This is a genomic window from Pseudomonas hydrolytica (assembly GCF_021495345.1).
In the GTDB taxonomy this organism is placed as follows: domain Bacteria; phylum Pseudomonadota; class Gammaproteobacteria; order Pseudomonadales; family Pseudomonadaceae; genus Aquipseudomonas; species Aquipseudomonas hydrolytica.
The window spans coordinates 4,762,040-4,785,907 of sequence record NZ_CP099397.1; the positions used below are offsets into that span (position 1 = coordinate 4,762,040).

A 23,868-nucleotide genomic window follows, 5' to 3' on the forward strand; every position below is an offset into this window, starting at 1 on the left:
GGGCCGCTGCCTACATCTTCCAGCGCAGGTTGAAGGCGATGTTGTTGGCGTTGCTGCGGTCGCTGAATACGCCGTTGTAATCGATGTCGAGGACGATGTTCGGGGTGATCGAGTAATCGGCATTGAGCTCGACCAGGAAGCTGTTGCGCGGCAGCTCGGTGCCCAACACGCGGAACCTGTCGCCCCCCTCCAACTGCAGGTCCAGCTCCGGGCGCAGGTCACCGTTGATCTGCCGCCAGGTGAACGAGCCGTTTAGCAGCAGGTCGCGCTCGGCGACCTGGAACAACTGCTGGCCGCGTACACCGAGACTGGTACTGAGCAACTCGTTGCGCTGGCTGCTCGCAGACAGCGCCGCCGCCCCACCCTTCTCGCTGAAGCTGTCGCTGCGCTGGTCGATCAGCAACAAGCCGACGAAGGGCTCGACATAGGCCGGCTCACTGAATTTCAGGTGCCAGGCCAGCTCGCCGAAGCCCTGCGCGGTATTGACGTCGTACTGACGAGTCAGGCGTTCGGGGCCGTCGATCAGGCGTACGTCGCGACGGCTGTCGATCTGGTGCTGGCTATAGCCGCCGCCGCCGAAGATCTTCAGCGTGCCCTGCGTCAGCGCCACGTCGCGCCCACCGTAGAGAGCGTAGCGATAGCTGTCGGAATCGGCCTTGGCGTCACGCGAGTTGACGTCGAGACGCTCCTGACCGAACCCGAAGGCGCCACCCAGACGCCAGTCGCCATATGCCGGCCAGTCTCCGCCCAGCAGCATGCTCTCGTGATCCTGAATGATCTCGCCAGCGTTGCCGTCGTCGTCGATGCGCTGACGCCCACCGCCCACCTGTACCCAGTAGGGCAGCACACGCTCCGGAGAAGCAAGGTTGCGCCGCAGGTTGCCCAGCGGCGCCCGCGACAGATTGAGATCGTCGAACAGCACCGACGAGGCGATGCTGGCATGGGCATCGCCGGACAGCTTGTTGAAGGTGTCGGCGACCTCGTCCTCGCCCAGGTCGAGCAGGGTGCGATAGACCTCGTTATCCTCGTCGAGGCGCTCGGCGGCTTCGGCAAATGCGCGCTGGTTGGGCGTACGCGCCAGGCTGGTAAAGCTGGTGTCGTTGCGTGCCAGCGTCAGAGTGACGGCATTGCCCTCATAGCTAAGGCTGGGTGTCAGGAAGGCCAGATTGGAACTGACGCTGTCGAACTGGCCGCTCAATTGTCCCGCACTGAGGATGTTGTAGCTGGTGCTCGGCGCATAGCTGCCATTCTCCGCCAGTACCTGCACGGCTCCGGCGAGACTGGCCAGGCCACTGACCACCACCCGGTCGGCGTTGCCCGCCGCATCCGTCTCCACCTGATAGACCGAGTTCGGACCGAAGACCAGGTCGCCATCGACATTCAACGTGCCAATGGAGTTGCCAGGTGCCAGGGTGCCGCCAGCGTTTATCAGTACATTGCCGACGCTACCGGTGCCACTCAGCGTGGCGCCGCTCTGTACCTGGATAGCGGAAAGCAGTGAGCCGTTGACCGCCAGGGTTCCGCCGCGGACTTCGGTGATACCCGCGATGCCGTGGCTACCGCCCAGATCGAGCGTACCGGCACCGTCCTTGATGAAGGCGCCCGAACCGAGGATGGAGCCGGCGAAGCTGGTATTGCTCGCCTGGTTGACCACCAGATCGGCGCTGCCGAGCAACACTTGACCGCCGCTGCCGGACAGCGATCCCATACTTAGACCGACGCTGTTGAGGTCGAGCGCACCGCCATTGATCACATAAGCGCCGTTCTGTACAAAGCCGCCGGCGCTGCCCTGACGCAGGGTACCGGCCTGGACAATAGTGGCACCGCTGTAGCTGGCCGCCCCCTGCAGGACGAGTACGCCGGCGCCAACTTTGGTCAGCGAGCCGCTACCACCAATGGCGCCCGAGAGCAGCACATCGTTGCCGTTGGTATCGAAGGTGCCGCCTGCCGCCCCCAGCGCATCGATCCGCGGGGAGATATCGAATGAGGAATTATCAGCCCACTGCAGTCCGCCGCCGTCGAGCACGATACCGCCGCTGCCCAGGCTGTCCCCTTCATCGAAGTTGATCAGCCCGCCCTCGATGCGAATGGCGCTGGCGAAACTGTTGGCGTTCTCGCCGCGCACCGTCAGCGTGCCACTGCCGATCTTGATCAGGGTGCCGTCCACATCGCCACTGAGGGAGCCGATTACCTGCGTATCCAGGTTGTTGCTGCCGACGGCCACCACCGCCGAGCCGAACTCGAAGCTACCGTTGCCCTCGATCGAGCCGACGGTGAAGCGCCCCCCACCAGCAGGCCCCTGGACTTCGGTGAAGTCGACGAAGCCACTATCCTCCGCCACCAGCCGGGCCGTGCCCCCGTTGCTGCTGCCGGTGAAGAACGTACCACCCTCCTCACCGCTGACGATCAGCGCGTTGCCGGCGCTGCTCTGCCCGGTGAAGATCGTCGCGCCACCGTTCTCGCTGCGTATCGTCGCATTACCGGCCGTGCTCTGATCGTTGAAGAAGGTCAGGCCACTGAAGCTGTTGTTGATAGTGGCATTGCCGGCCGTGCTCTGGTCGTTGAAATTGACGCCATCGATGGTGTTGTCGATGACGGCATCGCCGGCCGATTCGCTGCCGTTGAAATCGATGGCTGCCACTGGCGCCATCGCATTCAAGGCCACCCCGCCACATACCAGTACCGCAAAGGGAAGACGGCCACCGGCCCGCACCGCCCCTCGCCCGCGCCCGTTGTTGCACCCCATCCCGAGGCCCCCTGCACGCAATATGGGGAACAGCCGTGCGCCCTAGGCGTGGCAGCATCCCCAGCAAAGAGAACGGACACCGTCCGTTCCCACCCATGCCCCTGGGAACACTTCTACTGCGGGATGAAGAGCACGCGCCGGGAGCCCTGTGAAGACTAGTCAAATCCCCGTCAGCCGCCAGCGTCGCCTGCCACTCAATAATCGATCGCCACATCCCCCTTCGGCACGCTGCAGCAAGACAGGATGTAGCCCTCGGCGACGTCCTCGTCGGTGATGCCACCGTTGTGCTCCATGTCCACCTCGCCGGCGGTCTTCATGACCTTGCAGGTGCCGCAGATGCCCATGCCGCAGGCCTTGGGAATGTGCAAGCCGAGCTTGGCGGCGGCGGCGTGCACGGTTTCGCCGGGGGCGACGCGGATGCTCTTGCCGGTGCTGATGAACTCCACCTGGTGCAGATCGGCAACGGGCACCTCCGGCGCCTCGGCCGCTTCGGCGGCCAGTTCCTTGACCTCGGCGCGAATCTCCGGCGGCGTCGGGCCGAAGGCTTCCTCATGGTAGCGGCTCATGTCGTAGCCGTTACCCTGCAGCAGGTGCTTGATCGCGCTCATGTAAGGCGTCGGCCCGCAGCAGAAGATCTCGCGTTCCATGAAGTCCGGGGCGATCAGCTCCAGCATCCTCTGGTTGAGGTAGCCGCGGTAGCCGGCCCAGGCCTCGCCCAGGCCGTGCTTCTCGCAGATCAGGTGCAGGCTGAAGTTGGTGATGCGCGAGGCCATGTGTTCCAGCTCGCGGTGGTAGATGATGTCCTTGGGCGAACGTGCGCTGTGCACGAAGACCATGTCGACGTTGGCGTTGGTATCGAAGAACCAGCGCGCCATCGACATCACCGGGGTGATGCCCACGCCACCGGAAAGGAACAGTACCTTGTCGGCCGGGAAATCGATGGCATTGAACAGCCCCACCGGACCATGCACCGGCAGCTCGTCACCCTCCTTGAGGTTGTCGTGCAGCCAGTTCGAGACCTTGCCGCCCGGCACCCGCTTGATGGTGATGGAGAAGCTGTAGGGCACCGACGGCGAGCTGGAGATGGTGTAGGAACGCATGATCGGCTGTCCGTCGATCTCCAGCTCCAGGGTGACGAACTGCCCCGGCTTGAAGAAGAACAGCACCGGCTGATCGGCCATGAAGCAAAAGGTGCGCACATCCCAGGTTTCCTGGATCACCTTGACGCAACGCACCAGATGGCGGCCGTTGGTCCAGGTTTGCGTCGTAACCGGGTTGAGGAAGGCGTTGGTGGTCATGAACGGCTCTCCACGCGGCCGGACATCGGCCTATATGGCAGCGATTGTGCGAAAGGCCACCGAGGATCATTTATCTAACTGCGACATCCGCATGCTTATCGCGACCTGCCCGATGGCACGGGGCCTGCCGCGTCGGAAACGCATTCGGCCGTGTCGCCCATGGATAAGGTTTCCCCACTTGCCGGATCCACACTCCTCACCAGATGGACCACAACAGATCGCGCCACGCATCGCGCCGATTCCAGGCGACGCAGCGGCCGACGAACGTCTTGCGTCATACACCGTATCAGCCACATGTACGGCTGCCGCACCCGCGCCAGCCATGAGGAGTCACCGATGGACTGCACCCATACCCTGAGCCTGGGCGACCCGCTGGAGCCCGCACGCAAGGCCACCGCCCGCATGCTGCACGAGCGCGAACGCACCTTCTCGCTGCCACAGCCCTTCTACAACGACGAGCGCCTGTTCCAGATCGACATGCAGGAGATCTTCCACAAGGAATGGCTGATCGCCGGCATGACCTGCGAGATCCCGACCAAGGGCAACTTCATCACCCTGCAGCTGGGCGACAACCCGATCCTCGTCGTCCGCGGCGCCGAGGGACAGATCCACGCCTTCCACAACGTCTGCCGTCACCGCGGCTCGCGTCTGTGCGTGAGCGACAAGGGCAAGGTGGCCAAGCTGGTCTGCCCCTACCACCAGTGGACCTACGAGCTGGACGGCCGCCTGCTGTTCGCCGGCACCGAGATGGGCGCGGACTTCAAGCTCAGCGACTACAACCTCAAGCCGGTTCACTGCAAGAGCGCCGGCGGTTTCATCTTCATCAGCCTGGCGGAGAACCCGCCGGCGATCGACGAATTTCTCGCCGGCCTGGCTCACTACATGGAGCCGTACGACATGGAGAACACCAAGGTCGCGGTGCAGAGCGTGATGCCGGAGAAGGCCAACTGGAAGCTGGTGATCGAGAACAACCGCGAGTGCTACCACTGCAACGGTTCGCACCCGGAGCTGCTCAACACCCTGCTGGAGTGGGACGACACCAACGACCCGCGCGCAACCCAGGAATTCAAGGATCACGTCGCCGAATGCGCCGCCGCCTGGGACGCGGAGAAGATTCCTTACGCCCATGCCGGCTTCGGCCTGCGTAACCGCATCGTGCGCATGCCGCTGCTCAAGGGCACCGTGTCCATGACCATGGACGGCAAGCCGGGCTGCAAGAAGCTGATGGGGCGTATCCAGAACCCGGACCTGGGCTCCATGCGCATCCTCCACCTGCCGCACTCGTGGAACCACTGCATGGGTGACCACCTGATCAACTTCACCGTGTGGCCGATCAGCGCCCAGGAGACGGTGGTGATCACCAAGTGGCTGGTGCACAAGGATGCGGTGGAAGGCGTCGATTACGACGTGGAGCGTCTGCGCCAGGTGTGGGACGCCACCAACGACCAGGACCGTCGCCTCGGCGAGGAAAACCAGCGCGGCATCAACTCCACCGCCTACCAGCCCGGCCCGTACTCCAAGACCTACGAGTTCGGCGTGGTCAACTTCCTCGACTGGTACAGCGAGCGCATGCTCAACAACCTCGGCGACACCCCGGCGCAGTCGCTGCGCCAGGCCTCGGGCGAGTGATGTCGCTCAGCTTGCTGCTGGTGATCGGCCTGGCGATCTACGGATTGCTGGCCTGCAGGCCGCGCAGCGACCGGTGAAAGCAGAGAGCCCCGGCATGAATGTCGGGGCCCTCTTTCAAGCGATACGCCCCCAAGAGCCTTCAGCAGAGCTGAGGCATCCCGATCTGCAGAATCCAGAGCCAGCAATGAACCTTGGGATATCGATACCTTTCAGACCAGCGCTCTGGAATCTGCAGCCACGCGGCGCGCGCGCTCACGGCGCTTCTTGTTGGCAAGACTTAAACGCCGCAGCAGATGACGCACCCGCCAGCGCAATGGCTTCTCGATGGCCTCAAGCAACGACGGGACTTCATCGGCAAAATCGATATCGTCCGTTTCATCATGGATGTTCACGAAGAAACGACGCTCGATAGCCTTGTGGTCGTGCAGCGGCAAGCCTGCCATCAGCCTGTAGAACGTCCAGAAACTCTGATTACCGGTGCGATCATAGAACGCGATGGCATCTGCCAAGGCCAGGCGGGCTCGCTCGCGATCGCAGGCAGCAATACGCACAGCGAACAGTTCACCGTAGTTCTTGAAGGTGTAAGCGCTTCGACCATCGCGCCCATAGAATCGAGTGCCCTCACAGGCCAGGACCGTAGCGAGAGCGGCCTCGGAATAGTAAACATCGCTGTAGAGGACCAGGAGATCGCCCTCCCGGATCACCGCATCAGCCGAGAGCAGGCTGTGCGCCTTGGTTTCTCGCTGCAACGGACACCAGCTCGGCACAGGGTACGATGCCAACACCTCGTTGGCGGTCAATAGAAGCGGCTCCTTCGCACCTTGGGCTTCAAGCAATCGCAGCGTACGCCCGAGCAGGGTTTCCCCCCTTACTGAAATCAATTGTTTGGGCGCTGACGTGGCCGTCCAGCGCTCCTGTTTGATACCGCTTTCAGCGGCAAGAATGAGAATGGTCAGGCCATTGGTTGGCATAGATTCGACATCTGAAAAGAAGGTACTTCCCCACACGACACAAGTGGGTTAATGCGAAAATAATATCACTTTGCCCCTATCAGCTGCACGGAACCATCGGCGCAAGCGCATCTAAAGGGCATCAAAAAGCCCCGCCAGATCGCTCTGGCGGGGCTTTTCATTTCAGCCTGGGGAGACTCAGACCTTGGCGCGTTCGAAGCGCTTGCGGTCGTTCTCGTTCAGGTACTTCTTACGCAGACGGATCGACTTCGGCGTCACTTCCACCAGCTCGTCATCGGCAATGAATTCCAGCGCCTGCTCGAGGGTGAACTTGATCGGCGGAACCAGGGCGATGACTTCGTCCTTGCCGGAAGCGCGCATGTTGTCGAGCTTCTTGCCCTTGGTGGGGTTGATCACCAGGTCGTTGTCACGGCTGTTGATGCCGCACAGCTGGCCTTCGTAGATGTCCTGACCCGGCTCGAGGAACAGCTTGCCGCGCGCCTGCAGGGTTTCCAGCGAGTAGGTCAGCGCGGTGCCGGTGGCCATGGAGACCAGTACGCCGTTCTGACGGTTGGTGACTTCACCGGCCTTGATCGCGCCATAGTGGCTGAAGGTCGAGGTCAGGATGCCGCTGCCCGAAGTCAGGGTCAGGAAGTTGTTACGGAAGCCGATCAGACCGCGTGCCGGGATGGTGTACTCCAGGCGGATACGACCCTTGCCGTCGGGAACCATGTTGGTCAGATCGCCCTTGCGCAGGCCCATCTGCTCCATCACCGAACCCTGGTGCTGTTCTTCGATGTCGATGGTGACGTTCTCGTACGGCTCCTGCTTCTCGCCGGCCTCGTTCTCGATGATCACCACTTCCGGACGACCTACGGCCAGCTCGAAGCCTTCACGGCGCATGGTTTCGATCAGTACCGACAGGTGCAGTTCACCACGGCCGGAGACCTTGAACTTCTCAGGGGTCTCGCCCGGCTCGACGCGCAGGGCGACGTTGTGCAGCAGTTCCTTCTCCAGGCGGTCCTTGATGTTGCGGCTGGTGACGAACTTGCCTTCCTTGCCGGCGAACGGCGAGTCGTTGACCTGGAAGGTCATACTCACGGTCGGCTGGTCAACGGTCAGCGGCGGCAGAGCCTCGACGTTGTTCTGGTCGCACAGGGTGTCGGAGATGTACAGCTCGTCCATACCCGATACGCAGACGATGTCGCCAGCCTGGGCTTCCTGAACCTCGACGCGCTGCAGGCCGGAGTGACCCATGATTTTCAGGATACGGCCGTTGCGCTTCTTGCCGTCGGCGCCGATGGCGGTCACCGGGCTGTTGGCCTTGATGGTGCCGCGGGCAATGCGGCCGATGCCGATCACGCCGAGGAAGCTGTTGTAGTCCAGCTGCGAGATCTGCATCTGGAACGGACCGTTGACGTCGACGACCGGCGCCGGGACGTGATCGACGATGGCCTGGAACAGAGCATCCATGTTGTCGTCCATCTTCTCGTGGTCCATGCCGGCGATGCCGTTCAGGGCCGAGGCGTAGACGATCGGGAAGTCCAGCTGCTCGTCGGTGGCGCCGAGGTTGTCGAACAGGTCGAAGATCTGGTCGATGACCCAGTCAGGGCGCGCGCCCGGACGGTCGATCTTGTTGACCACGACGATCGGACGCAGACCGGCCTTGAACGCCTTCTGGGTCACGAAGCGGGTTTGCGGCATGGGGCCGTCCTGGGCGTCGACCACCAGCAGCACGGAGTCGACCATGCTCATCACGCGCTCTACTTCACCGCCGAAGTCGGCGTGCCCGGGGGTGTCGACGATGTTGATGTTGTAGTCGTTCCACTTCAGCGCGGTGTTCTTGGCCAGAATGGTGATGCCGCGCTCTTTTTCCTGGTCGTTGGAGTCCATGACGCGCTCGTTTTCCGCTTCTTTGCGGTCGAGGGTGCCGGACAGACGCAGGAGTTTGTCGACGAGGGTGGTTTTGCCATGGTCGACGTGGGCGATGATGGCGATGTTGCGCAGTTTTTCGATCACTGTGTGTATCTCGATCAGAGGATTCGGTGTGCCGTCCAGCCTGGACGACGAATATGAAGAAAACGGGTTCAGCGAACCTGAACGGGTGCGCCTGAAAGCCAAGGGTCGGGAGGGCGATGGCGGATACTGCCGCCATTGAGCCCCGGCGTCCTATGCCGGACGATAAACGCGCACATTGGCATGCCCCTCGCTCAGCAGGTGATGGGCATGCAGGCGACTCATGACGCCCTTGTCGCAATACAGCAGGTACTGGCGGTTCTCATCCAGTTCCTTGAATTTGTTGTTCAGCGCGTAGAACGGCAGCGTCTGCACCTCGACACCCGGCACGTCCAGCGGCTCGTCTTCGGCGGCATCGGGGTGACGGATGTCGATGACGATCTGCCCGGCCAGGGCCTCGCGCACTTCCTCGACCTGCACGTCCTTGCCCAGCTCGTCGATCACCCGATCGATCGGCAGCTGGGTGGCGCGCTCCAGGGCGCGCTCGAGGATGGCCATGTCGAACTGCGCTTCCTCGCGCTCGATGCGATAACCGCGCGCCTTGGTGGTCGGGTTGACCGAGATCACGCCGCAGTACTCGGGCATGTTCTTGGCGAACTCGGCGGTGCCGATCTGCGTGGCGGTGTCGATGATGTCCTGCTTGTGGCTGGCGATCAGCGGGCGCATCACCAGCATGTCGGTGGCCGAGTCGATCACCGCCAGGTTGGTCAGGGTCTGGCTGGACACCTGGCTGATCGCCTCGCCGGTGACCAGCGCCTCGATCTCCAGGCGTTCGGCCACCCGGGTGGCGGCGCGCAGCATCATACGCTTGAGGATCACGCCCATCTGGCTGTTGTCGACCTTGCCGAGAATCTCGCCGACCACTTCCTCGAACGGCACGCTGATGAACAGCACGCGCTGCGAGCGGCCGAACTTCTGCCAGATATAGTGCGCCACTTCCATTACGCCCAGTTCATGGGCACGACCACCGAGATTGAAGAAGCAGAAGTGGCTGACCAGGCCGCGGCGCATCATCTGATAGGCCGCCACGGTGGAGTCGAAGCCGCCGCTCATCAGCACCAGGGTCTGCTCCAGCGAACCGAGCGGGTAGCCGCCCAGGCCTTCGTGACGGTTGTGCACCACGAACAGGCGCTGATCGCGGATCTCCATGCGCACTTCGACTTCCGGCTTCTTCAGATCGATGCCGACGGCATTGCACTCCTGGCGCAGGCGCGAGCCGACATGGCGCTCGACGTCGATGGAGCTGAAGGGATGTTTGCCGCCGCGCTTGCAGCGCACGGCGAAGATCTTGCCCGGCAGCTGATCGGCGTAGTGGCGCTTGCAGTGCTCGGTGATCGCATCCAGATCGCCCAGCGGATATTCGTTGACCTCGAGGAACAGACCGATGCCCGGTGTGTTGCGCAGGCGCTCGGTCATCTCGGCGAGCAGCTTGGGATCGTCCAGGTCGGTTTCCACCTCGAGGTTGTCCCAGACACCGGTGACCCGCAGCTCAGGGTCGAGATCGCGCAGCACAGCGCGGATGTTCTTCCCCAACTGGCGGATGAACTGCTTGCGCACCGGGCGACTCTTGATGGTGATTTCCGGGAAAACTTTGACGATCAGCTTCATGAATAAAGCGCCCGCTCGAGGCGACGAAAAAACAGGGGCGCGGATTATAGCGGAAATTGCTCAAGCTTTGACCAAAAATACTGCAGCATCGAGAGAGCGCACCAAAATAGGTCTTTCCAATATTTTGCAGCCCTTAAATGGTGCAAATATCCATGCGGATTTGCCGCGCAGGCGGCGCAGCGCCTGAGTTTCGCGGCCTCTGCCCAATAAAGGGCACTGGCATGCAATTTGCTCCCTTGTGAGGCAGGTCGCCCTGACGGACTATCCCGCCGGGCTTCACCGCACATATCGGGGCTCATCGATACGAGCCTTTTCCACCTGGAGGACAACATGTCTAAGGCTGTTCAACTGATCAAAGAACACGACGTGAAGTGGGTAGACCTGCGCTTCACCGATACCAAGGGCAAGCAGCACCACGTGACCATGCCGGCCCGTGACGCCCTGGACGAAGACTTCTTCGAGCACGGCAAGATGTTCGACGGCTCGTCCATCCATGGCTGGAAAGGCATCGAAGCCTCCGACATGATCCTGATGCCGGTGGACGACACCGCCGTGCTGGACCCGTTCACCGAAGAGCCGACCCTGATCCTGGTCTGCGACATCATCGAGCCGAGCACCATGCAAGGCTACGACCGCGACCCGCGCTCCATCGCCAAGCGCGCCGAAGAGTTCCTCAAGACCACCGGCATCGGCGACACCGTATTCGTTGGTCCCGAGCCCGAGTTCTTCATCTTCGACGAAGTGAAGTTCAAGTCCGACATCTCCGGCTCGATGTTCAAGATCTACTCCGAGCAAGGCTCCTGGATGACCGACGGCGACGTCGAAGGCGGCAACAAGGGCCACCGTCCGGCCGTCAAGGGCGGTTACTTCCCGGTTCCGCCGTGCGACCACGACCACGAAATCCGTACCGCCATGTGCAACGCCATGGAAGAAATGGGCCTGGTCGTCGAAGTGCACCACCACGAAGTGGCCACTGCCGGTCAGAACGAAATCGGCGTGAAGTTCAACACCCTGGTGGCCAAGGCTGACGAAGTTCAGACCCTGAAGTACTGCGTGCACAACGTGGCCGATGCCTACGGCAAGACCGCCACTTTCATGCCGAAGCCGCTGTACGGCGACAACGGCTCGGGCATGCACGTGCACATGTCGATCTCCAAGGACGGCAAGAACACCTTCGCCGGCGAAGGCTATGCCGGTCTGTCCGAGACCGCCCTGTACTTCATCGGCGGCATCATCAAGCACGGTAAGGCCCTGAACGGCTTCACCAACCCGTCGACCAACTCCTACAAGCGTCTGGTTCCGGGCTTCGAAGCACCGGTGATGCTGGCCTACTCGGCTCGCAACCGTTCCGCCTCGATCCGTATCCCCTACGTTGCCAGCCCGAAAGCCCGCCGTATCGAAGCGCGCTTCCCGGACCCGGCTGCCAACCCCTACCTGGCCTTCGCTGCCCTGCTGATGGCCGGTATCGACGGTATCCAGAACAAGATCCACCCGGGCGATGCAGCCGACAAGAACCTGTACGACCTGCCGCCGGAAGAAGGCAAGCTGATCCCGCAGGTGTGCGGCAGCCTGAAGGAAGCCCTGGAAGAGCTGGACAAGGGCCGCGCGTTCCTGACCAAGGGCGGCGTGTTCTCCGACGACTTCATCGATGCCTACATCGAGCTGAAGAGCGAAGAAGAAATCAAGGTGCGCACCTTCGTGCACCCGCTGGAATACGACCTGTACTACAGCGTCTAAGCCAGACTCGCGCCGTCTGACGGCGCGCTTGAAAGCCCCGCCCGGCTCTGCCTGGCGGGGCTTTTTTCATTTCCCACCTGTAGGGTGCGCCGCGCGCACCGAAAGCCACAGCGCCAGAGAATCTGCAGAATAGGCTGCGCACAGCCTGGGCGGCCCCATGGCCCGAACCGATTTGTAGCCAAACATCACAGCCACAGCGCCCCGCGCTTGCCAGGAACCCATAGCAGTGCAAGGCTTAGGGCACCACCCGAGGAAGGACCGGCCCATGCGCCCATTACTCGCCTGCCTGCTGCTCGCCCTGGCTCTGCCGGCCAGCGCGCAGATCTACAAGTACACCGACGCCAACGGCAATACCGTGTATACCAACCAGCCGCCTGACGGCACGGCGGCCGAGAGCGTCGACCTGCCGCCGACCAACACCGTGGAAATGCAGGTTCCCAAGGCGCCGGCCGAGAGCACCGGCGCCAGCTCGCCGCAGTCCGAGGCACCCTATTCGGTGCTGCGCCTGACCGGCATTCCGGACGACGAAGCCATGCGCGCCAACAACGGCACCTTTATCGTCAGCGTCAATATCGAGCCCCGCCTGCAGCCGGGCCATCGCCTGCGCCTGATCCTCGATGGCGAGCCCTACGGCCAGGCGAGTAACGTACCCAGCCTGCAACTGACCAATGTCGACCGCGGCGAGCACAGCCTGGCGGTGGCGGTCGTTGCAGGTGAGCGCATCATCCAGCAGAGCGCGACCGAAACCTTTACCGTGCAGCGCATCAGCCTGAACAGCCCGGCGCGCCAGACACCGCCGCCCCCCCGTCCAACACCGAAGCCCGCCAATTGAATATGCGTCTGCCGTTAGTCCTCCTTCTGCTCATCGCGCCGGCCGCATTGGCCCAGGTCTACACCTATATCGATGCTGAGGGTAACCGTGTCTTTACCGACAAGCCGCGCAGCGGCAACGCCGAACGGGTGACCCTGCCGCCATCCAACAGCGTGCAGCTGAACCAGGCGACGCCCACGGTCAAACTGGCGCCGACGCAGCAGCCGGTGACCAAGGCCACCGTGCACTACCAGCTGCTACGCGTCCTGCTGCCCGAGCCGGACGCCTCGATCCACAATGGCTCGGGCGACATGATCGTCACCCTGACCAGCGAGCCCGCCCTGCTGCCGGGGCACAGCTACCGTCTGCTGCTGGACGGCGAAGTGCAGGGCGAGGCGAGCCGCAGCCCGGTGTTCTCCCTGCGCCATGTCGACCGCGGCACGCACCAATTGGTGGCCGAGATCATCGACGCCGCCGGCCTGATCGTCGAGCGCACCCCGGCGCAGCCCTTCCACATGCATCGCATGACGCTGGCGCAAAAGCGCAAGGTCAACCCCTGCAAGAAGGACGACTACGGCGTTCGTCCCGAATGCCCCCTAAAAGACAAGCCCAAGGAAGAGGTCAGCATCCTGCCCTTCTTCTGAGCCGCTACGCACCTTTATGGTGCAATCATCCGCACCACCTCCTAAGCTCTCCCTGTTTTGGGTCGCTTCTTCCTACCCAGCCTCGCCGTCTCGGCTGCGCCTCCCGGCAAAACGCCCCAAAAGCAGCCGGGAGCGACGCCTGAGCCGGCTGGCAAGCGCCCAAAGACGGGCCGCCAGCACTGGCGGGCGACAAAAAAATGCGTCTTTTCGGGGCCTTGGTTTGCTTCTTGCATTTTCCTGCCCATTGCCGGAACGCACTGCCTATGACCATCAACGACGCGCTGCACCGCCTGCTACTCGACAACCTGACCACCGCCACCCTGCTGCTCGACAGCCAGCTGTGCCTCGAGTACATGAACCCGGCGGCGGAAATGCTCCTGGCCGTCAGCGGCCAGCGCAGCCACGGTCAGTTCATCAGCGACCTGTTCACCGAATCGCCCGAAGCGCTGTCATCCTTGCGCCAGGCGGTGGAGCAGGCGCATCCGTTCAACAAGCGTGAAGCCGTGCTGACCTCGGTCACCGGCCAGACGCTGACCGTGGACTACGCGGTGACGCCGCTGTTCAGCAAGGGCGAGACCCTGCTGCTGCTGGAAGTGCACCCGCGCGACCGCCTGCTGCGCATCACCAAGGAAGAGGCGCAGCTGTCCAAGCAGGAAACCACCAAACTGCTGGTGCGCGGCCTGGCCCACGAGATCAAGAACCCGCTCGGCGGGATTCGTGGCGCCGCCCAGCTGCTGTCGCGCGAACTGCCCAATGAAGAGCTCAAGGACTATACCAACGTCATCATCGAGGAGGCCGACCGCCTGAGAAATCTGGTCGACCGCATGCTCGGCTCGAACAAGCTGCCGTCGCTGGCGATGACCAATGTGCACGAGGTGCTCGAGCGCGTCGCCAACCTGATCGAGGCGGAAGCGCAAGGCAGCATCACGTTGGTGCGCGACTATGACCCGAGCATCCCGGACCTGCTGATCGACCGCGAGCAGATGATCCAGGCCGTACTCAATATCGTGCGCAACGCCATGCAGGCCATCGCCGGGCAGAAGCACGACATGGGCCTGGGGCGCATCAGCCTGCGCACCCGCACCCTGCGCCAGTTCACCATCGGCCACACGCGCCACCGCCTGGTGGTCAAGGTCGAGATCATCGACAACGGCCCCGGCATTCCGCCGGAGCTGCAGGAAACCATCTTCTATCCCATGGTCAGCGGGCGTGCCGACGGCACCGGCCTGGGCCTGGCGATTACCCAGAACATCATCAGTCAGCACCAGGGCCTGATCGAGTGCGAGAGCCACCCCGGCCACACCGTGTTCTCGATCTTCCTGCCACTGGAACAAGGAGCGACCACGCCATGAGCCGCAGTGAAACCGTCTGGATTGTCGACGACGATCGTTCCATCCGCTGGGTACTGGAAAAGGCCCTGCAACAGGAAGGCATGACCACCCAGAGTTTCGACAGTGCCGACGGTGTACTCGCCCGCCTGACTCGCCAGCAGCCGGACGTGATCATCTCCGACATCCGCATGCCCGGCGCCAGCGGCCTCGACCTGCTGGCACGCATCCGCGAGCTGTACCCGCGCCTGCCGGTGATCATCATGACCGCGCATTCGGACCTGGACAGCGCGGTGGCCAGCTACCAGGGCGGCGCCTTCGAATACCTGCCCAAGCCATTCGACGTCGACGAGGCGGTCTCGCTGGTCAAGCGCGCCTTCCAGCATGCCCAGGAACAGCAGAGCCTGGCCGCGCCCGCCGCGCAGGCGCGCACCCCGGAAATCATCGGCGAGGCGCCGGCGATGCAGGAGGTGTTCCGCGCCATCGGCCGCCTGTCCCACTCTAATATCACCGTGCTGATCAACGGCGAATCCGGCACCGGCAAGGAGCTGGTGGCCCATGCCCTGCACCGCCACAGCCCGCGCGCCGCGGCTCCGTTCATTGCCCTGAACATGGCGGCCATCCCCAAGGATCTGATGGAATCCGAGCTGTTCGGCCACGAGAAAGGCGCCTTCACCGGCGCGGCCAACCAGCGCCGTGGCCGCTTCGAGCAGGCCGATGGCGGCACGCTGTTCCTCGACGAGATCGGCGACATGCCGGCCGACACCCAGACGCGCCTGCTGCGCGTGCTGGCCGACGGCGAGTTCTATCGTGTCGGCGGCCATACCCCGGTGAAGGTGGACGTGCGCATCATCGCCGCCACCCACCAGAACCTGGAAACCCTGGTGCAGGCCGGCAAGTTCCGCGAAGACCTGTTCCACCGCCTCAACGTCATCCGCATCCACATTCCGCGCCTGGCCGACCGCCGCGAAGACATCCCCACCCTGGCCAACCACTTCCTCGCCCGCGCCGCGCAGGAACTGGCGGTGGAACCGAAGCTGCTCAAGAGCGAGACCGAGGACTACCTCAAGCACCTGCCCTGGCCGGGCAACGTGCGCCAGCTGGAGAACACCTGCCGCTGGATCACCGTCATGGCCTCGGGGCGTGAGGTGCATGTCGACGACCTGCCGCCGGAGCTGCTCACTCAGCCGCAGGACGCCGCACCGGTGACCAACTGGGAACAGGCGCTGCGCCTGTGGGCCGACCAGGCCCTGGCACGCGGCCAGTCCAACCTGCTCGACACAGCCGTGCCGGCCTTCGAACGCATCATGATCGAGACCGCGCTCAAGCACACCGCCGGCCGCCGCCGCGACGCCGCCCTGCTGCTGGGTTGGGGGCGCAACACCCTGACGCGCAAGATCAAGGAGCTGGGCATGAAGGTCGACGGCGCGGACGACGACGACAGCGACGACTGATCCGGCCAGCAACAACGAAAAGGGCATCCCGCGGGATGCCCTTTTCATTTCCCCGGATTGCATCCGGGCTACGACGCGACGACCCTAGGGTGCGCTGCGCGCACCGCCAATTGTCGCCGCCCGATCAACCGCGCTGCGCGTTTTTGATCGAGATCTGCGAATTGAGCGTCCAGAAGTCGTAGAGCACGCCAATCAGGAACAGGCCGCCGGTCAGCAGGTAGATGATCCCGGTGATCCACTTGCCCTGGTACATGCGGTGCACGCCGAACACGCCGAGAAAGGTCAGCAGGATCCAGGCGACGTTGTAGTCGGTATCGCCGGCGGTGAAGCGCAGGTCCGCCTCGCGATCCATCGAGGGGATCAGAAACAGGTCGATGATCCAGCCGATGAACAGCAGACCGAGGGTGAAGAACCAGATGGTGCCGGTCACCGGCTTGCCATAATAGAAACGGTGCGAACCGAGAAAACCGAAAATCCACAGCAGGTAGCCGATCAGCTTGCTATGGGTGTCCTGTCGTTGCATGGCGAACTCCTTGTGCGAGATGCAGCTATGACGCTGCGCGCGGAATGAAGGTTTCATTTGCGGCGAGGCGGTGCAACTCAACGAATGGCTTGATAGCTGTACGATGCCCATATACTGTATAAAAAAACAGTATCGATATCGCCTGCCATGCAACTGATCGACAAGCTCACCATCCTCGCCGACGCCGCCAAGTACGATGCCTCCTGCGCCAGCAGCGGCGCGCCCAAGCGCAGCTCCAAAGGCAAGGACGGCATCGGCTCGACCAACGGCATGGGCATCTGCCACAGCTACACGCCGGACGGACGCTGCGTGGCGCTGCTGAAAATCCTGCTGACCAACTTCTGCCTGTACGACTGCCAGTACTGCATCAACCGCCGCTCCAGCGACGTGCCGCGTGCGCGCTTCACCCCCGAGGAAGTGGTCACCCTGACCCTGGACTTCTACAAACGCAACTGCATCAGCGGCCTGTTCCTCAGCTCCGGCATCATCCGCTCGGCCGACTACACCATGGAACAGCTGATCCGCGTCGCCAAGCTGCTGCGTCAGGAACATCAGTTCCGCGGTTACATTCATCTGAAGACCATCCCCGATGCCGCGCCGGAACTGATCGCCGAGGCCGGCCTGTATGCCGACCGCCTCAGCGTCAATATCGAACTGCCCACCGAAACCAGCCTGGTGCGCCTGGCGCCGGAAAAGAACGTCGGCAGCATTCACCAGGCCATGCACAGCATCCACCAGGGCGAGCGCGAGGCCCAGGAGGAGCGCCGCGCGCCGCGCTTCGCCCCGGCCGGGCAAAGCACGCAGATGATCATCGGCGCCGACGCCACCGACGACAGCACCATCCTGCACAACGCGCAGAGCCTGTATCAGGACTATCGCCTGCGCCGCGTCTACTACTCGGCCTTCAGCCCCATCCCGCAGAGCCCGAAAACCGTGCCGTTCGAGGCGCCGCCCCTGCTGCGCGAGCATCGCCTGTACCAGGCCGATTTCCTTATGCGCGGCTATGGCTTCAGCGCCACGGAGCTGCTGGCCGGCCCCGGCAACCTGGCGCTGGATATCGACCCCAAGCTGGCCTGGGCGCTGGCCAATCGCGAGCAGTTTCCGGTGGACCTGAACCGCGCCGATGAGTCGCTGATCGCCCGCGTGCCCGGTATCGGCGTGCTCAGTGCCAGGCGCCTGGGCGCGCTGCGCCGTGAACGGCGCATCCGCTATGAGGACCTGACCCGCCTGCGCTGCGTGCTGGAAAAGGCCAAGCCCTTCATCGTCACTCAGGATTACCGGCCACCGCGGGCCGAACACGAATCCCTGGTGCTGCGCCAGCAATTGCGCGACACCCCGGCGCAGATGGCGTTGTGGTGATGCACAGCCTGCGCTTCGACGGCACCTTCGCCACCTGGCGCCAGGCCGCGCGCCGCGCCCTGCTGCAGGGCCTGGCGCCGCATCAGCTGCAGTGGCTGGACGAAGAAGCGGCGCCCGGCCTGTTCGATCAACCCGCCGAACGCGCGCCGGAGCCCAATGGTCGCCTGCGCGTATCGCCCGAACTGCTGGAGCTGCTGGAAAGCGCCGCGCAGTACCGCGGCGAGGAGCGCTGGAGCCTGCTCTACCGCGTGCTCTGGCGCTTCGTGCAGGGCGAGCGCAGCGCGGTGCTGGCCGGCGATCCCGACGGTAGCGAGTTGCATCGGAGGCTCAAGGCGGTGCGCCGCGAGGCCCATCACCTGCATGCCTTCGTGCGCTTTCAGCCGAGCAAGGCGCAAGGCGCGCCGGATTTCGTCGCCTGGTTCGAGCCGGCGCACGACATCCTGGCCTCGGCCAGCGGCCATTTCGCCGAGCGCCTGGGCAAGCACAGCTGGTTGATCGCCACGCCGCGCGATGGCGTGTTCTGGGACGGCCAGCGTCTACAGCACGAGCGCCACTGCCCGGCGCAGTGGCAAGCCTGGGCACAGCAGCCCGAGGATGATGGCCAGGCCCTTTGGCGCGCCTATTACGGCAGCACCTTCAATCCGGCGCGGCTCAACCGCACGGCAATGCAGCAGCATCTGCCACTGAGATTCTGGAAGCACCTGCCGGAAGGCCCGCTGATTCCGCAACTGATGAGCGAAGCGCGCGCCGGTGCGCAGCGCGATGGCCAGGCACTGGTGCTGGCCGGCAGAAAGGGCAAACGCATCGCCCAGATAAACGAAGGGGACGCAGCGCGTCCCCCGTCAGGCAGCGTCAGCGGAAGCGACGCCCCGGATCTTCCTCGCTGACCTCCAGCGCCAGGCCCTGGGCCATGCTGGTCAGGTGATCGCCGTCGGTTTCCGAACCGAGCTTGATCATCAAGCGCAGGTCGTTGGCCGAGTCGGCGTAGAGCAGCGCATCTTCGTAGGTGATCTCGCCCTGGGTGTAGAGGTTGTACAGCGCCTGATCGAAGGTCTGCATGCCCTGCTCGGTGGAGCGCTTCATCAGACCCTTGAGCTCGTGCACCTCGCCCTTGCGGATCAGGTCGGCAGCCAGCGGGGTGTTGATCAGCACCTCGATCACCGCGCGACGGCCCTTGCCGTCCGGGGTCGGCACCAGCTGCTGGGCGACGATGGCCTTGAGGTTGAGCGACAGGTCCATCCACACCTGGTTCTGCCGGTCGGCCGGGAAGAAGTTGATGATGCGGTCCAGCGCCTGGTTGGCGTTGTTGGCGTGCAGGGTGGCCAGGCACAGGTGGCCGGTTTCGGCGAAGGCCACGGCGTGGTCCATGGTCTCGCGAGTACGCACCTCACCGATGAGGATCACGTCCGGTGCCTGACGCAGGGTGTTCTTCAGCGCCACCTCGAAGGACTCGGTGTCGATGCCCACCTCGCGCTGGGTGACGATGCAGTTCTGGTGCTGGTGGATGTATTCGATCGGGTCTTCGATGGAGATGATGTGGCCGCTGCTGTTCTTGTTGCGGTAGCCGATCATCGCCGCCAGCGAGGTGGACTTACCGGTACCGGTGGCACCGACGAACAACACCAGGCCACGCTTGGTCAGCGCCAGCTTCTTGAGAATCTCCGGCAGCTTGAGGTCATCGATGGTGGGGATGTTGGTCTCGATGCGGCGCAGCACCATGCCCACCAGGTTGCGCTGGTAGAAGGCACTGACGCGGAAACGACCGATGCCACGGGCGCTGATGGCGAAGTTGCACTCGTGATTCTCGGCAAAATCGCGGCGCTGCGCTTCGTTCATCACACCCAGCACGGTCTCGCGGGTCTGCTCCGGCGACATGGCGTTCTTGGTCACCGGCATGATCCGGCCATTGACCTTCATCGACGGCGGCACGCCAGCGGTGATGAACAGATCGGAGCCGCCTTTTTCGACCATCAGGCGCAGTAGTTTTTCGAATTCCATCTTGGGTCTCGCCAATCAACTGCACGCCCGATTATGGCCCTGAGCGGACCTGGCGACTGGCGGCGTGCGGCACAGTCGCTACGGCTGTTAGAAGTTTTCCGGGCTCTTGGCCTTCTCGCGCGCGCTGTCGCGGCTGACCAGGCCTTTGGACACCAGCGTCTTCAGGCAGGCATCGAGGGTCTGCATGCCCAGGGCGCCGCCGGTCTGGATCGCCGAATACATCTGCGCCACCTTGTCCTCGCGGATCAGGTTACGGATGGCCGGGGTGCCGATCATGATTTCGTGAGCGGCGACACGACCGCCGCCGATCTTCTTCAGCAGGGTCTGCGAGATCACCGCCTGCAGCGATTCGGAGAGCATCGAACGGACCATGGATTTCTCTTCGGCGGGGAACACGTCGACCACACGGTCGATGGTCTTGGCCGCCGAGGTGGTGTGCAGGGTGCCGAATACCAGGTGACCGGTTTCCGCGGCGGTCAGCGCCAGGCGGATGGTTTCCAGGTCGCGCATCTCGCCCACCAGGATGATGTCCGGGTCTTCACGCAGGGCCGAGCGCAGCGCTTCGGAGAAGCCGTGGGTGTCGCGGTGCACCTCACGCTGGTTGACCAGGCACTTCTTCGACTCGTGAACGAATTCGATGGGGTCCTCGATGGTGAGGATATGGTGGTACTTGTTGCTGTTGAGGTAGTCGAGCATCGCCGCCAGGGTGGTCGACTTGCCCGAACCGGTAGGGCCGGTGACCAGCACCAGGCCGCGCGGCACGTCGGTGATCTTGCGGAACACCTCGCCCATGCCGAGGTCCTCCATGGTCAGCACCTTCGAGGGAATGGTACGGAACACCGCACCGGCACCGCGGTTCTGGTTGAAGGCGTTGACCCGGAAGCGCGCCACGCCCGGCACCTCGAAGGAGAAGTCGGTCTCGAGGAACTCTTCGTAATCCTTGCGCTGCTTGTCGTTCATGATGTCGTAGATCAGCGCGTGTACCTGCTTGTGATCCAGCGGTGGCAGGTTGATGCGGCGCACATCGCCGTCGACGCGGATCATCGGCGGCAGACCCGCCGAGAGGTGCAAATCCGACGCACCTTGCTTGGCGCTGAAGGCGAGCAGCTCAGTGATATCCATGGGACTCCCCAATTACAAGCAAGCAGGTAGAATGCCGCGAACCCTCTAAAGGTCGGGCTTTGTAGAGCGCAGGTAATGTCCACGATAGCAGAGAATATTGCAAAGGTCGGAGCGCGCATCCGTGAGGCGGCGCAAGCCTCGCAGCGCAATTTTGCCGATATCGGCCTGCTGGCGGTGAGCAAGACCAAACCGGCCGACGCCATTCGTGAGGCCCATGCCGCCGGCCTGCGCGATTTCGGCGAGAACTACCTGCAGGAGGCGCTGGAAAAGCAGGCCGCGCTGAGCGACCTGCCCTTGATCTGGCACTTCATCGGCCCCATTCAGTCGAACAAGACCCGGCCCATCGCCGAGCATTTCGACTGGGTACATTCGGTGGATCGCCTGAAAATCGCCCAACGCCTGTCCGACCAACGCCCTGCGCACCTGGCGCCGCTGAACATCTGCCTGCAGGTCAACGTCAGCGGTGAAGACAGCAAATCCGGCTGCAGCCCGGAGGAACTGCCGGAGCTGGCCAGAGCCGTTAGCACCATGCCCAACCTCAAGCTGCGCGGGCTGATGGCGATCCCTGAACCCACCGACGACATCGCCGCGCAACACGCCGCTTTCGCTCGCCTGCGCCAGTTGCGCGATGATCTCGGCCTGCAACTCGACACCCTGTCCATGGGCATGAGCCATGACCTGGAGGCCGCCATCGCCGAAGGCGCCACCTGGGTGCGCATCGGCACCGCCCTGTTCGGCGCCCGCGACTACGGCCAGCCCTCCCATTGAATGAAGGAACTCCCGCAATGAGCAGCAACCCGATCATCGCCTTCGTCGGCGCCGGCAACATGGCCGCCAGCCTGATTGGCGGCCTGCGCGCCCAGGGCGTGGCGGCCAGCGCCATCCGCGCCAGCGAGCCCGGCAGCGAACAGCGCGCGCGCCTGCAGCAGGAGCACGGCATCGCCACCTTCGCCGACAACAGTGAGGCCATCAAAGGCGCCGAGCTGATCTTGCTGGCGGTCAAGCCTCAGGTGATGAAGGCGGTGTGCCTGGACCTGGCGCCGCACCTGACCGCCGATCAGGTGATCATCTCCATCGCTGCCGGCATCAGTTGCGCCAGCCTGGAAAACTGGCTGGGTCAACGCCCGGTGGTGCGCTGCATGCCCAACACCCCGGCGCTGCTGCGCCAGGGCGTATCCGGCCTGTTCGCCAATCCGCGCGTCAGCGCCGCGCAGAAGGCCCAGGCCGAGCAGGTGCTGAGCGCCGTGGGCCTGGCCCTGTGGCTGGACGACGAAGCGCAGCTCGATGCGGTGACCGCCGTCTCCGGCAGCGGCCCGGCCTACTTCTTCCTGCTGATCGAGGCCATGACCGCGGCCGGCGAACAGCTCGGCCTGCCGCGCGAAACCGCCGCCCGCCTGAGCATCCACACCGCCCTGGGCGCCGCGCGCATGGCCAGCGAGAGCGATGTGGACGCCGCCGAACTGCGCCGCCGCGTGACCTCGCCGAACGGCACCACCGAAGCGGCGATCAAAACCTTCCAGGCCGGCGGCTTCGAAACCCTGGTACAACAGGCGCTGAATGCCGCCGCCAACCGCTCGGCCGAGTTGGCCGAACAACTGGGTCAATAAGGAGACAGCATGTCCGGCCTCATAGAAGCCCTGATCTACATCATCCAGACCCTCGGCAGCCTGTACCTGCTGATCGTGCTGCTGCGCTTCATCCTGCAACTGGTGCGCGCGGACTTCTACAACCCGCTGAGCCAGTTCATCGTCAAGGCCACGCAGCCACTGCTGACGCCGCTGCGCCGCATCATTCCGGGCTTCGCCGGGCTGGACCTGGCCTCGCTGGTACTGGCCATCCTGGTGCAGCTGCTGCTGATGGTGGTGACCCTGACCCTGATGGGCTACAACGTCGGCGGCTTCATCCTGCAGTTGCTGGTGTGGTCGGTGATCGGCGTGACCTCGCTGTTTCTCAAGGTGTTCTTCTTCGCTCTGATCATCAGCGTGATCCTGTCGTGGGTCGCTCCGGGCAGCTACAACCCGGGCGCGCAGCTGGTCAATCAGATCTGCGAACCGCTGCTGGTACCGTTCCGCAAGCTGCTGCCGAACCTGGGCGGCCTGGATATCTCGCCGATCTTCGCCTTCATCACCATCAATCTGATCGACCGCTTCGTCATCGGCAGCCTGGCCGCCTCCACCGGCCTGCCGCCGATGCTCAGCCCCTTCCTTTGATAGCGTGAGCTACTTTCGCTGGGACGGCGAGGACCTGATCCTCGACTGTCACCTGCAGCCCAAGGCGAGCAAGGACGAGTTCGCCGGGCTGCATGGCGAAAGGCTGAAGATCCGCCTCACCGCCCCGCCGGTCGAGGGCAAGGCCAATGCCCATCTGCTGGCTTTTCTGGCCAAGGCCTTCGGCGTCGCCAAGGCCCAGGTGAACCTGGAAAGCGGCGAGCTCAACCGCCACAAGCGCTTGCGCATCCACGCGCCGCAGCGTCTGCCGACGCTGCCTGGGCTGACCTTTCCCGGGAAATGACCGTTCGGCGCGCGCAACGACCGCTCGGCGGGCACCCCCGGCCTTAAGGCGGGACAAACGGGCGGGGAGATTGACGGCCGCAGGCGGCGCCGCATAATGCGGATTATTCACACGAACGCCGTGCGTTCTGACGG

The 23,868-nt window shown here is 63.7% G+C and carries 21 protein-coding genes; 13 read left to right on the plus strand and 8 right to left on the minus strand.

The genetic code is table 11. The features are described 5' to 3' along the window. Positions 1-10 precede the first annotated feature (10 nt). Both L1F06_RS22410 and gbcB read right to left on the minus strand, forming a co-directional pair. Positions 11-2,641 (minus strand): autotransporter family protein, encoded by a 2,631-nt coding sequence (locus L1F06_RS22410; RefSeq protein WP_177491118.1) that lies wholly within the window; start codon positions 2,639-2,641, stop codon positions 11-13. 299 nt (positions 2,642-2,940) lie between these two features. Next, complete coding sequence (gene gbcB / locus L1F06_RS22415) at positions 2,941-4,044, minus strand: glycine betaine monooxygenase reductase subunit (protein WP_004373736.1); 1,104 nt, start codon at positions 4,042-4,044, stop codon at positions 2,941-2,943. A 336-nt stretch (positions 4,045-4,380) separates the two neighbouring features. Here gbcB and gbca point away from each other — a divergent pair, with 336 nt between their 5' ends. Beyond that, entirely contained in the window at positions 4,381-5,673 is a 1,293-nt protein-coding gene (gene gbca / locus L1F06_RS22420; RefSeq protein ID WP_129482520.1) for a glycine betaine monooxygenase oxygenase subunit, read from the plus strand. A 209-nt stretch (positions 5,674-5,882) separates the two neighbouring features. Here the strand turns inward: gbca and L1F06_RS22425 are convergent, their stop codons facing one another. The 3 genes from L1F06_RS22425 to thiI all read right to left on the minus strand — a co-directional run bounded on the left by L1F06_RS22425 (position 5,883) and on the right by thiI (position 10,247). After that, positions 5,883-6,644: a hypothetical protein gene (locus L1F06_RS22425; protein WP_129482519.1), complete on the minus strand. Its 762-nt coding sequence runs from the start codon at positions 6,642-6,644 to the stop codon at positions 5,883-5,885. 177 nt (positions 6,645-6,821) lie between these two features. Next, on the minus strand, positions 6,822-8,642 hold the full coding sequence (typA, locus tag L1F06_RS22430; protein ID WP_004373743.1) for a translational GTPase TypA: 1,821 nt from the start codon (positions 8,640-8,642) through the stop codon (positions 6,822-6,824). Positions 8,643-8,792: 150 nt separating this feature from the next. Continuing rightward, positions 8,793-10,247, minus strand: a complete 1,455-nt coding sequence (thiI, locus tag L1F06_RS22435) for a tRNA uracil 4-sulfurtransferase ThiI (RefSeq protein WP_129482518.1) — start codon at positions 10,245-10,247, stop codon at positions 8,793-8,795. On the opposite strand from thiI, the gene L1F06_RS22440 reads away from it, so the two are divergent. The 6 genes from L1F06_RS22440 to ntrC all read left to right on the plus strand — a co-directional run bounded on the left by L1F06_RS22440 (position 10,246) and on the right by ntrC (position 16,221). After that, complete coding sequence (locus tag L1F06_RS22440; RefSeq protein WP_129482517.1) at positions 10,246-10,434, plus strand: hypothetical protein; 189 nt, start codon at positions 10,246-10,248, stop codon at positions 10,432-10,434. The genes thiI and L1F06_RS22440 overlap by 2 nt on opposite strands. A gap of 143 nt (positions 10,435-10,577) precedes the next feature. After that, positions 10,578-11,984, plus strand: coding sequence for a glutamate--ammonia ligase (gene glnA / locus L1F06_RS22445; RefSeq protein ID WP_004373746.1), 1,407 nt, complete (start codon positions 10,578-10,580; stop codon positions 11,982-11,984). Positions 11,985-12,249: 265 nt separating this feature from the next. Beyond that, on the plus strand, positions 12,250-12,816 hold the full coding sequence (locus L1F06_RS22450) for a DUF4124 domain-containing protein (protein ID WP_096825403.1): 567 nt from the start codon (positions 12,250-12,252) through the stop codon (positions 12,814-12,816). Positions 12,817-12,818: 2 nt separating this feature from the next. Next, positions 12,819-13,439, plus strand: a complete 621-nt coding sequence (locus tag L1F06_RS22455; protein WP_129482516.1) for a DUF4124 domain-containing protein — start codon at positions 12,819-12,821, stop codon at positions 13,437-13,439. 263 nt (positions 13,440-13,702) lie between these two features. Beyond that, complete coding sequence (gene glnL / locus L1F06_RS22460; RefSeq protein ID WP_129482515.1) at positions 13,703-14,791, plus strand: nitrogen regulation protein NR(II); 1,089 nt, start codon at positions 13,703-13,705, stop codon at positions 14,789-14,791. Beyond that, complete coding sequence (gene ntrC / locus L1F06_RS22465) at positions 14,788-16,221, plus strand: nitrogen regulation protein NR(I) (RefSeq protein ID WP_004373752.1); 1,434 nt, start codon at positions 14,788-14,790, stop codon at positions 16,219-16,221. Before glnL ends, ntrC begins: the two co-directional genes overlap by 4 nt. A gap of 124 nt (positions 16,222-16,345) precedes the next feature. Here the strand turns inward: ntrC and L1F06_RS22470 are convergent, their stop codons facing one another. After that, positions 16,346-16,744 carry an NINE protein gene (locus tag L1F06_RS22470; protein ID WP_012019964.1) on the minus strand — a complete coding sequence of 133 codons (399 nt, stop codon included), beginning with the start codon at positions 16,742-16,744 and terminating at the stop codon, positions 16,346-16,348. 147 nt (positions 16,745-16,891) lie between these two features. Between L1F06_RS22470 and L1F06_RS22475 the strand changes: the two genes are divergently transcribed. After that, positions 16,892-18,103: a putative DNA modification/repair radical SAM protein gene (locus L1F06_RS22475; protein WP_004373756.1), complete on the plus strand. Its 1,212-nt coding sequence runs from the start codon at positions 16,892-16,894 to the stop codon at positions 18,101-18,103. Continuing rightward, on the plus strand, positions 18,103-18,990 hold the full coding sequence (locus L1F06_RS22480; RefSeq protein ID WP_129482514.1) for a TIGR03915 family putative DNA repair protein: 888 nt from the start codon (positions 18,103-18,105) through the stop codon (positions 18,988-18,990). The genes L1F06_RS22475 and L1F06_RS22480 overlap by 1 nt, the downstream gene beginning before the upstream one ends. Here the strand turns inward: L1F06_RS22480 and L1F06_RS22485 are convergent. Together L1F06_RS22485 and L1F06_RS22490 are read right to left on the minus strand one after the other, a co-directional pair. After that, positions 18,956-20,101 carry a PilT/PilU family type 4a pilus ATPase gene (locus L1F06_RS22485; protein WP_012019966.1) on the minus strand — a complete coding sequence of 382 codons (1,146 nt, stop codon included), beginning with the start codon at positions 20,099-20,101 and terminating at the stop codon, positions 18,956-18,958. The two genes, L1F06_RS22480 and L1F06_RS22485, sit on opposite strands and share 35 nt — an antisense overlap. Positions 20,102-20,188: 87 nt before the next feature. Further along, positions 20,189-21,223 carry a type IV pilus twitching motility protein PilT gene (locus L1F06_RS22490; RefSeq protein WP_004373763.1) on the minus strand — a complete coding sequence of 345 codons (1,035 nt, stop codon included), beginning with the start codon at positions 21,221-21,223 and terminating at the stop codon, positions 20,189-20,191. 75 nt (positions 21,224-21,298) lie between these two features. Here L1F06_RS22490 and L1F06_RS22495 point away from each other — a divergent pair, with 75 nt between their 5' ends. The 4 genes from L1F06_RS22495 to L1F06_RS22510 are packed head-to-tail and all read left to right on the plus strand — an operon-like array spanning position 21,299 to position 23,734. After that, the gene (locus L1F06_RS22495; RefSeq protein WP_129482513.1) at positions 21,299-21,991 is read left to right on the plus strand and encodes a YggS family pyridoxal phosphate-dependent enzyme; all 693 of its coding nucleotides are present in this window, start codon (positions 21,299-21,301) and stop codon (positions 21,989-21,991) included. 17 nt (positions 21,992-22,008) lie between these two features. Further along, entirely contained in the window at positions 22,009-22,830 is an 822-nt protein-coding gene (gene proC, locus L1F06_RS22500) for a pyrroline-5-carboxylate reductase (RefSeq protein WP_129482512.1), read from the plus strand. 9 nt (positions 22,831-22,839) lie between these two features. After that, positions 22,840-23,433 (plus strand): YggT family protein, encoded by a 594-nt coding sequence (locus L1F06_RS22505; RefSeq protein ID WP_129482511.1) that lies wholly within the window; start codon positions 22,840-22,842, stop codon positions 23,431-23,433. 4 nt (positions 23,434-23,437) lie between these two features. Next, positions 23,438-23,734 carry a DUF167 domain-containing protein gene (locus tag L1F06_RS22510; protein WP_129482510.1) on the plus strand — a complete coding sequence of 99 codons (297 nt, stop codon included), beginning with the start codon at positions 23,438-23,440 and terminating at the stop codon, positions 23,732-23,734. The last annotated feature ends 134 nt before the right edge of the window (positions 23,735-23,868 follow it).